The following is a 13901-nucleotide window of genomic DNA, read 5'->3' on the forward strand; positions in this document are numbered from 1 at the left end:
CGACCATAGAGCGTTGGAACCACCTGATCCCATCCCGAACTCAGCAGTGAAACGACGCATCGCCGATGGTAGTGTGGGGTTTCCCCATGTGAGAGTAGGTCATCGTCAAGCGCCTATCCCAAAGCCCCTGATCAGCACTGCTGGTCGGGGGCTTTGCTTTTGCGCGCGGGAAAGTCGGATGGGCAACGGATCAATTCCAGGCAACGGCAAGCAGCGCGGCGAGAGCGCGGAGCTGCGTCGCTTACGCCAGCAGTTGGCGCAGGTCACCATGGAGCGCGACGTATTAAAAAAGGCGCTGGCGGATTCAACCAGTCAGTGCAACACCTCTTGATTCAGCTACTGATAAAGAGGGTGCATGCAATGGCAGGCGCAGCTATGAGCCAAAGCGAACAAGAGCAGCTATGGACAGCATGGCGTGCTGGGCAGTCGATGAGCGCCATCGGACGGCAGCTTAACCGAACGCCTTCACGTATTTTCGTCTACCTCAAACGGCATGGCGGCATACAACCCGCGCGCCGCTGTCGACGAGCGAATGCACTATCTCTCTGTGAGCGGGAAGAGATTTCGCGAGGGCTGGCCAGCGGTCTTTCCCTGCGAGCAATTGCTGCAGGTCTGGGCAGAAGTCCGTCAACTGTTAGCCGAGAAGTTAAGAGCAACGGAGGGCAATGCAGCTATCGTGCGACCGCGGCTGACAGCGCCGCGTGGCGCAAAGCCTTGCGGCCCAAGGCCTGTTTGCTGGTCAAAAATCCAGACCTATCTCGCCTCGTCTCTGACAAGCTGGAGCAACGTTGGTCACCGGCGCAGGTTGCCGGTTGGCTGCGTCGATCTTTTCCGGAGGACGGGACGATGCAGGTGTCGCACGAGACTATCTACAAAAGCCTCTACCTACAGACTCGAGGAGCGCTGCGACAAGAGCTGAGCGACTTCCTGCGCCGTGGCCGCAAATTCCGGCACGCCCGAACCTATACGACAAAGTCCTCAACACGGGGGCAGATCGTAGAGGGCATTTCGATTGCTGAGCGCCCTGCTGACGTCGAAGACAGGGCGGTTCCAGGGCACTGGGAAGGCGACCTGATCAGCGGCCCTGGTAACAGTCATATGGCCACATTGGTGGAGCGGCACACCCGCTTTGTCATGCTGGTGAAACTGGAAGGAAAAGACACCCTGAGCGTGGTCTCTGCCCTGGCGCGGCAAATGCAGAATCTTCCTGCTCTCCTCAGGCAAAGCCTGACTTGGGACCGGGGCGGCGAGATCGCTGCTCATAAAGCGTTCACGATGGCGACGGACATGCCGGTATACATCTGTGATCCTCATAGCCCTTGGCAACGCGGTAGTAACGAGAACACCAACGGACTACTGAGACAGTACTTTCCAAAGGAGATGAATCTGTTTCAGGTAACTCAAGTCGAGATGGACAAGGTGGCCACTGAACTGAATCAAAGGCCGCGCAAGACGCTAGGCTTTCAATCACCCGCGGAAAAACTATCCGAGCTGTTGCGCTGACCGTTTGAGGCCAAGCTCGCCATCTTCTCGCAGCCCACGAAGTGAAGTTTCGCGCCATTGAGGCGTTGGCCGGTCGCTATCCCGTAGCGCCGATGTGCCGGCTGCTGCAGGTATCCCGCAGCGGCTTCTATGCCTGGCAGCAGCGGCCTCCCTCGGCGAGAGAGATGGCGAATCGGCGTCTGAGCCAGGTGATCCGCACCATCCACCATGAGGTGAATGGGATCTATGGCCATCGCCTCGGATCGCGCCAATCGGCACTGGGTCTCGGACATGACTTGCGTGCGGACGGCCCAAGGCTGGCTGTATCTGGCCGTCGTGCTCAATCTCTATTCACGCGCCGTTGTCGGTTGGGCAACACACCACCGCATGCAGCAGGCCCTGGTGCATGCTGCTCTGGAGATGGCCGTTGCACGCCGACAGCCGAAAGAAGAAGTGCTGCTGCACTCGGATCGTGGCAGCCAATACTGCGCGTACGACTACCAGGCCTTGCTTCGGCGACATCGAAGCGTGCCCAACCATTCGCGTCCGGGGAACTGCTGGGACAACGCAGCGATGGAGAGCTTCGTCCGTTCGCTGAAGGCCGAGCGGGTGTACCTGGCTCGCTACGCCAGCTACCAGGAGGCGAAAACCGACCTGTTCGATTACATCCGCTTTTACAATCACCGCCGTCGCCACTCGACGTTGGGCTATCTCCGTTCGATGGAGCTTGAGCGGCGAAATGCGAGCAGTAGCTCTTTACTACCTGTCCACCAGTTCCGGGACAGACCATGGATCGTTCTTCAGAATTAGCTTGAGTTCAGCGATTTCGGCTTCTTGAGGTGGCCAATCCTCGGAGGCTATCGCCGCGTTCAGAGCTAATGCAGAAATCCCATAGAAGAGTGCGGCGCGTCCGAGCATTGTCTTTTCCCTCTTCCGTAAAGGCCAAATGTGGGGTTCTACGGAGCTTGCCTAGCCGCCAGGACCACCGGGTCGGCGTCACCAGAATACGAGGCCAAATGGCTCCGTCTTTACGAGTACTCCAGGCTCTTCGACTTGCCATTTGCCCATGTCTTCAGCCGTTTCGATGACCGCTTCAACCACTCCTGACGTGCGGCCAGACTCGATCAGAACAGCATCGCCAACCCTCACAGGGTTACCACAGGGGCATCGCATGCGGTGCCTCCTTCCATGATGGGCAGGCGTGGAGTATCGACACTTTTTCGACACCTTTCCGGCCCCGGAAAAGCAAAGCCCCCGAAACGCTAGGCATTTCAGGGGCTTGGCAGGATGTTCTGGAGCGGGCGAAGGGAATCGAACCCTCGTCATGAGCTTGGGAAGCTCAGGTAATGCCATTATACGACGCCCGCTTGGGGGTGCCTTTTTACCAGAAGGCGGGGGCTTAGTGAAGCCTTAGAGAGCGAACTGCGCCGAGGGAGCGTTTTTCGTGCGGTGCCGCGCGCAATAAAAAACCGGAGGCGGTGGGTGGTGTCCGACCCCCGGTGTCCTGCGCTGGCTGCATCAGCCCACCATAGCGGCGATCGGTACGCCCTGGCTGCTGGGCAGGTAGGCCGGAGCGAGCATGGGCTTGCGCTGGGGTTGGAGGAAGGCGAGGAGGTGGTCCCGGGTTTCCTGCCAGCCCTGCTTGTGCTCGACGTCGATGAAGTGACCTACGTTGCGGATGGTGTGGAATTCGCAATCGCGGATCAGTTGCTGGAACAGGCGCGCCTCGGCCGGGGTGGTGTAGATGTCCAGCTCGCCGTTGAGGAACAGCAGCGGGATGTCGATGGCCGAGAAGTTTTCCATGTAGCTTTCCGCGCTGAGCTGGAGCACCTGGCAGATGTGGAAGTGCATCTGCTGGTATTCGTGCTCGTCGAGGCTGCTGACGTGGCGGAAGTTGTAGCGCTTGAACAGGTGCGGCAGATAGCGGCCGATGGTGTCGTTGACCAGGTTGCCGACGTTGGTGCGGTCGCAGGCGGCGAGGTAGTCCAGACCTCGGTGCAGGTAGTCGAGCATGGGGGCGTTGAATAGCGGCGAGAACGAGTTGATGACCGCCTTCTGGATGCGCGCCGGGCGCTGAGCCAGGGCCAGCAGGGTAGCGACGCCGCCCCAGGAGAAGGACATCACGATATCGGCCTGGTAGCGCTCGATCAGCTCCAGCAGCAGGGCTGCCTCGTATTCCTTGGTGATCGGCTCGCGGCAGTCGTTGTGGGGCTTGGACCGGCCGGCGTACGGCTGGTCGTAGCAGACCACGTTGAAGTGTGGCTGCAGGTATTTCACCGTTTGCGCGAAGGAGGCGGTGGTCGCCAGCGAGCCATTGACCAGGATGATGGTCTGGCGCGCTTCCCTGTTGGCGTGGAACTCCGTGTGTACCCGATGTTGCTGAATCTCGACGACGGCGGTTTCCGGCCTCATGTCGTTTTCCTCCAGACGCAGGTCATAGGAACGCATCCACGATCGGATGCGAAGAAAGTACCCAGGCAGAGGAAAGCGCCTTGACGTGACAGCTTCGTGTCACACGGCGAAACTTAATATTTTCTTAATTTTCAATCGGTTACAGCGCCAAAAGGTATCGTTCCGGCACTGTCTTCAGCGCGGAATGAGGGCTCTTGACCAGGCAGGGAAGGGGCGGCTTGGGGAACGGTTGCCGCGATGAAGCGATCTTGGACGTTGTGCGTGACTCATTGGTCACGCTTGGGCCAGAGTTAAGCAGGCGGGGTCGTCTGACGCAACAGTCCGTGAACGATTGTTCGCGATTGCCGGCCGGGATTCCGACGAAGTGTCATTTATCTTTGTGACCAGCCGGCGATTTGGAGAAGGCCGATTACACTCTTTGTGTTAGTCACTTCTTCCCGCCCGCAGATGAGCGTCGTTGACGTGCTCCTCTCAAGGCCGATACCACGGACGGAGCGGGTCAATGGCACTGCCCCCCATGCTGCGCACACTGCAGGTCTTGCCGGCTGCCTGGCTGTGTGCGGTAGCCATGGCCGCCGATCGCTACGGCTGCGAAGCGCCGATCCGCGTCGCCTATACCCGTAACCTGGTGTTCTACCACGACGACGGCGGAGGTATCGATGCTGATCTGATCGCCGAGTTGGCGCGGCGCAGCGGTTGCCGGTTCGAGACCTCGGTGCGGCCGCGCGACGAGATCTGGCGGATGCTGGAAAGCGGCGACCTGGAGATGGGCACCAGCGGGGTTGCCACGCAGCAGCGGCGCACCTTCACTTACCTGCTGCCGTACGTTTACCTGCGCAACAAGCTGATCGTGCCGGTCGAGCTGGGCGGCATGCAGTCGCTGGAGGACTTCCACGACATGCCCGGCGCGCGCATCGGTGTGATTGCCGGCTACCGCCACGGCCCCTATATCGACGCCATGCTGCGAATCCTGCGGGGCGAGGGGCGAGTGGTGGAGTTCCACGACGACACGGCGCGTTTCACTGCCTTGCTCAACGGCGATGTGGAAGGGGTGGTCGGCCATGAGCTGAACCTCGAGGGCGCCGTCACCGACCGCCGCGAGCGCGAGCGGTTCCGGGTGGTGGATGTGATGAGCGGCCCGGCCACGCCGCACCACCTGATGCTCTCGCGCAAGCGCTTCAGCCCGGCGCAGAGCGCCGAATGGCTGCGGCTGATCGAGGCGCTGTGGCTGGACGGCAGCCTGGCCAGGATCATGCAACGCAACACGTCGCCGGCCATGGCGACCGAACTTCTCGACAGCGGATATCGCTACGGCTCAACGGACAGAGGCTGGTGATGATGAAGGCATTCAAACGGGGCGTTCCGCTGCAGCTGCTGGTGGCCGGAGCCATCATTGTCAGCATGCTGGCGCTGGCGGGCGCGTTGCTGATACAGGGCTACCGGGGCGTGGAAGGCGCGCTGGTGGCGGCTGCGGGCGAGTCGGCCAGCCAGCTGGGGGCGACCATCAATGAGCGCATCCGCCGGCTGATCGACCCGGCGGAGAGCGCGCTGCGGCTGATGACCCACGACCCCATCTCGCAGACCGACAACCTGCCGGCGCGCCTGGAGCGGCTGCCGATGCTGGTGGAGAACCTGCGCGCCAACCGCACCCTGAGTGCGGTGTACATCGGCTACCCGAACGGCGAGTTCCTGCTGATCCGCGCGCTGCGTGTGCCGGAGGTGCGCCGCATCCTGCAGGCGCCGGATGAATCGAAGTACCTGGTACAGAGCCTGACCCTGGACGACCAGGGCGCGCTGCGCGGCGAATGGCGCTTCTACGACCAGGACCTGCAGTTGTTGCGGGTGCAGGAACGGCCGGACTACCGGTTCGACCCCCGGCAGCGGCCGTGGTATCAGGAATCGCTCAATACCAGCAGGACGGTGCTGACCCAGCCCTACGTGTTCTTCACCACCCGCGAGATCGGCCTGACCCTGGCGCACCGCAGTGTCGACGGCGCGGCGGTAATCGGCATGGACGCCTCGGTCAACGACCTCGGCGGCGAGATGGGCGACCTGCGCCAGACGGCCCACACCGAACTGGCGGTGGTCGACGGCAAGGGTACGGTGATCGCCTACCCGGACCTGACCAGGCTGTTGATCCATCAGGGCGAGGAGTTGCGCCTGGCTACCCTGAACGAATTGGGCGTGCCCAGCCTGACCCAGCTGAATGCCACGTCGTTGTCGGCCGGTACCCCCCAGGCCTTCGACGCCGGGGGCGAGGCCTGGTACGGCATCTGGGTGCCGCTGTCGAACTTCACCAGCAGCGAGGTGCGGGTGCTGATCGCCATTCCGGCCGTCGAATTGCTGGCCGGTGCCCGCCAGATGCTGTTCAACCAGGCCCTGTGGAGCGGCGTTCTGCTGCTGGTGCTGCTGATGCTCGGCTGGTACCTGGGTCGACGTATCGCCCGCCCGCTGACCGCGCTGGCCGACCAGGTGGGGGCGTTGGCCGCCTTCGATTTCGCCCGGCCGATCGGGGTGGCATCGAGGATTGCCGAGGTGCGCGACCTGAGCCGCGTGATGGGGAGCATGTCGCGCACCATCCACAACTTCCAGGCGATCACCCTGACCCTGAGCCGGGAGACGCGCCTGGAGAGCATGCTCGAAGGCGTGCTCTCGCGCCTGGTGGAAGCCACTGGCGTCATGGGCGGCGCCGTATACCTGCTGGAGGACGAGGCCAGCCGCCTGCGCCTGGCCTGCACGGTGAGCGGCGAGCAGTACCCGCAGTCGATGGTCATCGAAGGTTTCACCGAGGCGCAACTGGCCGAGCGGGTGGGGCAGGCGCTGGCCAACCGCGGGCAGTACCTGGAAGTGTCGCTGCGCAATCGCAGCGATGAACTGCTGGGCATCCTCGTCCTGCAACTGGCCGGGGAAGGCACCCACAGCCGCCAGCCGCGCCCGCAGTTCAAGCGCTTCGTCGAGGAGCTCTCCGGCGCCGCGGCGGTGGCTATCGAGACCCGCCAACTGATCGAGGCCCAGCAACGTTTGCTGGACGCCATCATCAAGCTGCTGGCCGACGCGATCGACGCCAAGAGCCCCTACACCGGCGGCCACTGCGAGCGGGTGCCGCAATTGGCAGACCTGCTGCTGCAGAAGGTCATCGACTCGCGCGACGGCGAATACGCGAGCTTCACCATGAGTGATGCGGAGCGCTACGAGTTCCAGATCGCCGCCTGGCTGCACGATTGCGGGAAGATCACCAGCCCGGAGTACGTGGTGGACAAGGCCACCAAGTTGGAGACGCTGTACAACCGCCTGCACGAGGTCCGCACGCGCTTCGAGGTGATCTGGCGCGATATCGAACTGGATTACTGGCGCGGCATGGCGGCGGGCAACGACATCGGCCTGCTGGCGGCGCGCAGGGACGCGCTGCATGAGGCGTTGCGCGAGGATTACGCCTTCGTCGCCCAGGCCAATATCGGCGGCGAGCTCATGAAGGACGAGGATGTCGAACGCCTGAAACGCATCGGCGAGCGCCGCTGGTTGCGGTACTTCGATGATCGCCTGGGCATCTCCCGCGATGAACTGGAGCGCCTGCAGGGCAGCCCGGAGCCCAGCTTGCCGGCGGAGGAGTTCCTGCTCGCCGACAAGCCCGAGCACCGCGTGCCCTGGGGCGAGCGCAAGCCACCGGTGGACCGGGACGACCCGCGCAACGTCTGGGGCTTCGACATGCGCCTGCCACCCTATGCGAGCAATTTTGGCGAGCTGTACAACCTGAGCGTGCGGCGCGGCACGCTCAACGAGGAGGAGCGCTTCAAGATCAACGAGCACATCGTCCAGACCCTGATGATGCTCACCACCCTGCCGCTGCCGCGCCACCTTCGCCGGGTGCCGACCATCGCCGCCAACCACCACGAGAAGGTGGATGGCACCGGTTACCCGCGCAAGCTGTCGCGGGAGCAGATGAGTATCCCGGAGCGGGTAATGGCGATCGCCGATATCTTCGAGGCGCTGACCGCCGCCGACCGCCCGTACAAGGCGCCGAAGACGTTGTCGGAGTCGCTGAAGATCCTGGCCTTCATGGCCCGCGACCAGCATATCGATGCGGAGCTTTTCCGAGTGTTCCTGACCCAGGGGGTGTACCTGGAGTACGGCGAACGCTTCCTGCGGCCGGAGCAGATCGATGCGGTGGACGTGCAGGCGATGCTGGCTGTTCTGGATGGGGTGAAGGCGTAGGACGTACAACCGTTCGCGCTTGTACGTCGTTACACCGTATGCAGCTCGGGCTCGGAGCGGGCTGAAGCGCAGCTCCGTGGTCGGGTTCGGAGTGATCTGAGGCCAAGGTCAAACGGCGTATAACGTCGAACGTTATACGCCCTACCTTCCTCCTCTCGCAGGCGCGGAGCTTCTCCGTGAACATCGGCGCGCGATGAACGCTTCGCGGACGAGGTCCGCTCCTACTGATGCACCACGTTCCGCAGCGACGTCTTGTAGCAGCGAGCTTGCTCGCGAATCGCCACTCAACGCCTGGCGAGGTTCTGCACGTAGCGGTTGATCTGCGGGTTCTTCGCCACGGTGCAGCTTTGCCCGGCGAGGAACTGCGAGGTCTTCAGCCATTGCTGCTGCGGGTAGTAGGCGAACACGTAGCTGCCGTTCTTCAGCGTATCGATCAGCTGTTGCGCCACCTGCGGGCGTACCGCCGGGCAGCCCTGGCTGCGGCCCAGGCGGCCGAGTCCGGGGACGACCTTCGGGTCGGCGTAGGCGGCCGCGTGCATGACGATGGCGCGCTCTTCGCTGTTGTCGTTGAAGCCCGGCTCCAGGCCCAGCAGGCGCAGCGAGCGGCCGTGCTTGCCGCTGTAGGTCTGGCCGGTCTGGTAGAGACCGATGGAGGATTGGTAGCTGTTGGGGCGGTTGGAGAACGAGGTGGCGAGGTCTTCGCCGCTGTTCTTGCCGTGGGCCACCCACTCTTCAAACAGCAGCTTGCGCTGCTTGAGGTCGAAGACCCACAGGCGCTTGTCGCGCGACGGCTTGGAGTAGTCGATGACGGTCAGCAACTGGTTGCCGCCGCCCAGCTGAGTGCTGGCGCACTGCAGGGCATTGAGCGCCAGGCGCAGCGTTTCGGTGTTGGTGGCGGGCGCGAGGCGGTGCAGTTCCTCGGCCGTCGGCAGGCGGGCGGCGGACGCACTCTGCCAGCCACCCAGCGCGAAGAGCGCGGCACTGGCGACAGTGATCCGGAAGATCCCCCGCAACTTCGAAAAAGTCAGCATGAATACGACATTCCCGTTGAATCGATATGGTTTTTTCTGGGAAACGCCGCATTGTGCGTGAATTTCGACCTGTGGTGTGGTTGTTTTTTAACCATTTTCTAGCCCGCCTGTCGGTAAATACGCGTGCTTGACGCTGTCGAACCCTGTCTGGCGCAGGAATGCCGGGCTGTGAAAGCCATCCTGACTGCATCGCTGGAACGGGTGCTGTTTCGAAGTTTTTCGGCCACCACGGCGGGTGGATGAGCGTCATCGATCCGGACATCGGAGCATGGCCAGCATCAAGGCTGGCCTCCTGCCATCAAGCATAGCGGACGCACGCCGCCACGGGGCCGTGGGACGCTGAAGGCGCTGTGAGGGAAAGCCGGAGCGGGGCGGGGAAAACGTTGCGCCGCTCCATGGCTTCAGTCGAGCGGCTGGTTCTTGACCGGTTTCTGTTCCGCCTGCCGGTCGTTGGTGGTGATCACCGTGAAGTCCGGATTGCTGCGCATGGTGCGGGTGGACGGCAGGTCGGTGATGATCAGGGTGCTGCCGATATCCATGCTCGCCATCAGATTGCGAAGGAAGTCGCGGTCCATGCTGAACCTGCCCAGTTGCTCGGCGGGCGTCAGGCCCTTCTGCGGGTCGCTGACTTGCACGGTGGTCCAGCGCAGGCTGGGGTTCAGGCTGTCGATGTCGCTCTGGGTCGGCTTGGTCATCAGCGAGAAGGCGGCAACGCCGGTCTTTTCCTCGGGATGCTCGAAGGCCACCGGGGCGGTACCGATCTGCAGGCCGCCGCGGTAGACGTAGGCACGCCGGTCGGCGCGGCTGATCAGCACGGAGAGCGGGCCTTTGTCCGGCCCCGGATCGCTCCAGAACGGCACCACCATGGCGCTGTCGTCGTGCGGGCCGGCGGGGCGTCCGTCGCTGACGATGGGGGCGAGCAGACCGGGGTGGTAGACCTCCACTGGCGAGCTCTTGGCATCGGAGATGATCACGGTGGTGGTGCTGAATCCGGTGACATCGTAGAGCTTCTTGGCGAAGGCCATGGGCAGGCGGATGCAGCCGTGGGAGGCCGGGTAGCCGGGCAGGTTGCCGGCGTGCAGGGCGATGCCGTCCCAGGTCAGGCGCTGCATGTAGGGCATGGGTGCGCTGTTGTAGAGGTCGGAGTGGTATTCGACCTTCTTCTGCAGGATGGTGAAGACGCCGGTGGGGGTTTCCTTGCCCTTCTTGCCGGTGCTGACGGTGGCCACTCCGATGGCGATGCCGTTGCGGTACACGTAGGCGCGCTGCTCGGTGAGGCTGACCACCAGCGTGACCGGGCCGGCCGGGGAGATTTCCGGGTACCAGAGGTACTGCCCGGGCTTGAGCGTCTTCAACGCTGCCTGCAGGTCGGACAACGGCGAGGGCTTGCTCGGGGTTGCGACGGCGAAGCTGGCGCTCAGGGCGAGCAGCAGGGCAACCGACAGTTTCTTCATCACCTCTCCTTGGGACGCGGGTTTGGCTGGAGCTTAGCGAAGCCTTGGCAGCGGCTGCAAACCGCTGGGCTGAACGGTCCGCCGGGGGATTGTCGGAGTGTGGAGAATATCTCGATACGGAGCCTTTTCGCGGGTTGGCCAACCGTAGGGCGTACAACCGTTCGCGGTTTTACGCCGATACGCCGTACGCATCGTCGGTGCCATGCTCCCGCCCGGAGTGCTTCGAGGGCGCGGTTCCGTGTGTCGTGGATGCAAGGTCAGATGGCGTATGACGTCGAACGTTATACCCCTACGTCCCTTCGGGCGTGGGGCTCACCCCAGGTCGGCGATTTCCTGTGCCGTGAGCGCACGGTATTCCCCGGGTTGCAGTGCCGGGTCGAGCTTGAGGCTGCCCATGCTTTCACGGTGCAGGCGGGTCACCTTGTTCTGGAAGTGGCCGAACATGCGCTTGACCTGGTGGTAACGGCCTTCGTGCAGGGTCAGGCGCGCCGCGCGCGGGGCGAGGATGTCCAGCTGGGCGGGCAGGGTGGTGAGGTCTTCGAAGGCGAAGTACAGCCCCTGCTCGAAGGTCTGCGCGTAGTGCGCTTCGATGGGAGCTTCGGTCTCGACGTAGTAGACCTTGGGCAGCTTGCGCCCCGGCAGGGTCATGCGTCGCGACCACTGGCCGTCGTTGGTGATCAGCAACAGCCCGGTGGTGTTGTAGTCCAGGCGGCCGCCGATGTGCAGTTCGTGCTTGTCCGGCTCGTCCAGCAGGTCGAGCACCGTGCGGTGTTCTGCATCGCGGGTGGCGCTGACGCAGCCGGCAGGCTTGTGCAGCATGAAGTAGCGGGCGGGTTTGCCGGCTTGCAGCAACTCCTCGTCCAACTCCACTCGGCTGAACTCGCGGACTTCATGCAGGCCGTCGCGCACCACCTGGCCGTCGACGCGAAGGCGGCCTTCGGCGAGCAGTTGGCGGGCCTGTTGGCGATTGAAGCGGGGCAGGTTGGCGATGAAACGGTCCAGGCGCATCAGGCGTTTCCGTCGCTGTCCTTCAGGCCTGCGGCGCAGCGCGGGCAGAGGCAGGCGCGGTCGACCAGCTCGGGCGGGATGCGCTCCAGGGCGCTGCGGTCGATGCGCTCGCTGAAACACCAGCACGCCTGGCCTTCCAGAGCCGGGTCGGCCTGGGTGCAGCGGTTGGACTGGCCGCAGAGCGGGCAGCGGCTGGGATCGGGAGTGACGTTGTTCATGGCCAAAGGCGCGGAGCAGATCGGTGCGGTGCGGGCGCACAGGGTGCAGCGCCGGTGCGCCCCGTGCAAGCGGATTCGGATCGGCGCGGCGGGCTTTGGTCAGGGCCCGCTCGGCGCGACCTCGATGCGTTCAATCCAGGGTTCCAGCCGCTGGCCGAAGGCGACCTCGGCGCTGAAACGCTGCATCCGCTCGCGGTCCTCGTCCGCCTGCCAGCTGTCCTCCTCAAGCACCTGTCGCCAGCGGTGCGGCACGTTGATGCTGTCCACGCCCAGGGCGCTGGCTGTGCCGCCGAGGGTCCAGATGTGTTCGTGGAATAGCGAGATCGGCCGCACCCGGCCATGCACGATCAGGTAACGCTGGCGGTCCGGGTAGCGCTGGCGCAGGGCCTGCTGGTCGAGGCCGACATCTTTGAGCAGCAGGCGGGTGGAGAACTTCTCCTCGCTCTTGAGGGCGCTCTGGCTGTCCTTGAGTTCATAGGCCAGCTTCTGGTTGCCCGGTGCCGCGGCGGCGGCCTGTTGCGTGGTGTCCAGGCGTTTGCGCGCCAGTTGCAGCTCGCGCTGGTACAGCGGCCCGTTCAGTTCCAGCACCAACAGGGCGGCGCGCGATTGCTGGCGGTCGAATTGCCGGGCGCTATTGTCGTCCACCTGTTCGGGCATGCGGAAGCCGAGCCCGGCCATCTGCCTGGCAGTGATGCGGGGTTCCCAGGCGCGGCTGTGGGGGCCGGCGCCTTCGTCCTCGCTGGGGAAACGCCAGTTCAGGCGCAGGCTCAGGCCGCTGTTTTCGTTGTGCCAGGAGCTGTTGGGCATCAGTTCGCGCTGGCTCAGGTGCGGCTGGCTGTCCGGCGAGCCTGAGCGGTTCCAGGCCACGCCGCCCAGGGCCACGGCGTTGACCAGCAGGATCAGCGAGACACCGCCGAGCAGCGCATGGGTGCGGGTCCAGTTCATGGCTGATTCCCTCCCAGCAGGCCGTGGACGTTACGCAGGCGGCGCAGCACCAGCAGGATCAGCACCGCGCACAGGCCGAGCACGAGGAAGAACAGGTACTTGGGCATCACCGCCCACCACCAGTCGAAGAACTTGGTGTAGAGGAACACCACGAAGAAGGTCAGCCCGGTGTTCACCACCTCCGGCCATTCGCGGCGTGCGCCGAGCCAGATGACCAGCGCCGAGACGACGAAGCCCAGCACCTGGTAGAGGTTCTCCACCGTGCTGAAGCCCAGCGGCAGGTAGCTGCTGCCGCCCCAGTTGGCCAGCACCAGCATCGGCAGGAACAGCCCGAGCAGGCCGAACACCCGGTAGATCGCGGCGAAGCCGTCGAAGCGTCCCTGGCCGATCAGCGAGGGCACGAGGAAGATCAGCAGGGCGGCGGGGAAGAAGTTTTCCGGGCGCTCGCCCACGTCCAGCCAGTACACGCCGCTCCAGGTGCCGACCCGTGCGGCGACGTAGCCCATCACGCAGATCAGCGCGGCGGCCAGCAGCAGTCGGGTGTTGCAGGTGTAGGCCAGCAGCAGGGCGTAGGCGGCCCAGGGCAGCAGGGCCTTGTCGGAGGGCGTGATGTTGAAGATCTGCCCGATCATCAGCACGTTCAGCACCAGGCACGCGAAGGCCAGCATGGCCGCGAGCTTGGCGAAGTAGCCGGAAGCGTCCCGGCGTTGCAGCCAGAGCGTCAGCAGCAGGCTGCCCAGCGCGGCGGCGATGAGGATGACCACCTGGGCGGTTTCCGCAAACAGTCCCCAGAACTGGTAGAAGAGGAAGAACAGGCTGGCCGCTAGGGCCAGCGCGCCGAGGAAAGACGCCACGCGCATGCCCAGGGACAGCCGGTGGTCCTGGCTGTCGCGGTCGATGTCGAAGCGCGCGCGGTAGTCGGCGAGCAGGCGTTGCTGGTGGTCGTGCAGGCGTTCGCGTTGCGTGGCGTCGAGGGTGAGGGCGCCCTCGTCGTTCAGGCGCTGCAGTTCCCGGTCGAAGGCCAGGATGTCATCGACGCGGCGCTGCGCCTGCTGGTGACTGAGTTCGGGCATGGCCGATCCTTGCGACGGGTGATGCTTGGACTCTAGCTCTTGGCGGGGTGGGCTTCCATGAGTTCA

General features: G+C 64.1%; 11 protein-coding genes, 1 tRNA gene and 1 rRNA gene. 5 read left to right on the forward strand and 8 right to left on the reverse strand.

All coding sequences use genetic code 11. The annotated features are described in order from the left end of the window. The 3 genes from rrf to ACNFBT_RS26900 all read left to right on the forward strand — a co-directional run. A 5S ribosomal RNA gene (rrf, locus tag ACNFBT_RS26890) occupies positions 1 to 111 on the forward strand; the annotation flags it as partial. Between the two features lie 264 nt (positions 112 to 375). After that, entirely contained in the window at positions 376 to 1503 is a 1128-nt protein-coding gene (locus ACNFBT_RS26895; RefSeq protein ID WP_416753840.1) for an IS30 family transposase, read from the forward strand. Between the two features lie 225 nt (positions 1504 to 1728). Beyond that, entirely contained in the window at positions 1729 to 2292 is a 564-nt protein-coding gene (locus tag ACNFBT_RS26900) for an IS3 family transposase (protein WP_416753841.1), read from the forward strand. A 483-nt stretch (positions 2293 to 2775) separates the two neighbouring features. Here the strand turns inward: ACNFBT_RS26900 and ACNFBT_RS26905 are convergent. After that, positions 2776 to 2849, reverse strand: a tRNA-Gly gene (locus ACNFBT_RS26905). A 151-nt stretch (positions 2850 to 3000) separates the two neighbouring features. Next, entirely contained in the window at positions 3001 to 3894 is an 894-nt protein-coding gene (locus ACNFBT_RS26910; RefSeq protein WP_416753859.1) for an alpha/beta fold hydrolase, read from the reverse strand. A gap of 502 nt (positions 3895 to 4396) precedes the next feature. Between ACNFBT_RS26910 and ACNFBT_RS26915 the strand changes: the two genes are divergently transcribed. Continuing rightward, positions 4397 to 5230, forward strand: coding sequence for a substrate-binding periplasmic protein (locus ACNFBT_RS26915; RefSeq protein ID WP_416753842.1), 834 nt, complete (start codon positions 4397 to 4399; stop codon positions 5228 to 5230). Positions 5231 to 5232: 2 nt separating this feature from the next. Further along, a complete protein-coding gene (locus tag ACNFBT_RS26920) occupies positions 5233 to 8106 on the forward strand; it encodes an HD domain-containing phosphohydrolase (RefSeq protein ID WP_416753860.1) in 2874 nt (957 codons plus the stop codon). Positions 8107 to 8390: 284 nt separating this feature from the next. Here the strand turns inward: ACNFBT_RS26920 and ACNFBT_RS26925 are convergent, their stop codons facing one another. The 6 genes from ACNFBT_RS26925 to ACNFBT_RS26950 all read right to left on the reverse strand — a co-directional run bounded on the left by ACNFBT_RS26925 (position 8391) and on the right by ACNFBT_RS26950 (position 13835). Continuing rightward, the gene (locus ACNFBT_RS26925; RefSeq protein ID WP_416753844.1) at positions 8391 to 9137 is read right to left on the reverse strand and encodes a murein L,D-transpeptidase catalytic domain family protein; all 747 of its coding nucleotides are present in this window, start codon (positions 9135 to 9137) and stop codon (positions 8391 to 8393) included. A 401-nt stretch (positions 9138 to 9538) separates the two neighbouring features. After that, entirely contained in the window at positions 9539 to 10591 is a 1053-nt protein-coding gene (locus tag ACNFBT_RS26930) for a L,D-transpeptidase (protein WP_416753845.1), read from the reverse strand. A gap of 312 nt (positions 10592 to 10903) precedes the next feature. Then, entirely contained in the window at positions 10904 to 11599 is a 696-nt protein-coding gene (locus tag ACNFBT_RS26935) for a pseudouridine synthase (protein ID WP_416753846.1), read from the reverse strand. Next, positions 11599 to 11817: a cysteine-rich CWC family protein gene (locus ACNFBT_RS26940; protein WP_416753847.1), complete on the reverse strand. Its 219-nt coding sequence runs from the start codon at positions 11815 to 11817 to the stop codon at positions 11599 to 11601. Before ACNFBT_RS26940 ends, ACNFBT_RS26935 begins: the two co-directional genes overlap by 1 nt. A gap of 99 nt (positions 11818 to 11916) precedes the next feature. Further along, a complete protein-coding gene (locus ACNFBT_RS26945) occupies positions 11917 to 12762 on the reverse strand; it encodes a DUF4824 family protein (RefSeq protein ID WP_416753849.1) in 846 nt (281 codons plus the stop codon). Continuing rightward, a complete protein-coding gene (locus ACNFBT_RS26950; protein WP_416753850.1) occupies positions 12759 to 13835 on the reverse strand; it encodes a DUF2157 domain-containing protein in 1077 nt (358 codons plus the stop codon). Before ACNFBT_RS26950 ends, ACNFBT_RS26945 begins: the two co-directional genes overlap by 4 nt. Positions 13836 to 13901: the final 66 nt, after the last annotated feature.

It is taken from the genome of Pseudomonas sp. NY15181 (assembly GCF_048068055.1).
GTDB lineage: Bacteria > Pseudomonadota > Gammaproteobacteria > Pseudomonadales > Pseudomonadaceae > Pseudomonas.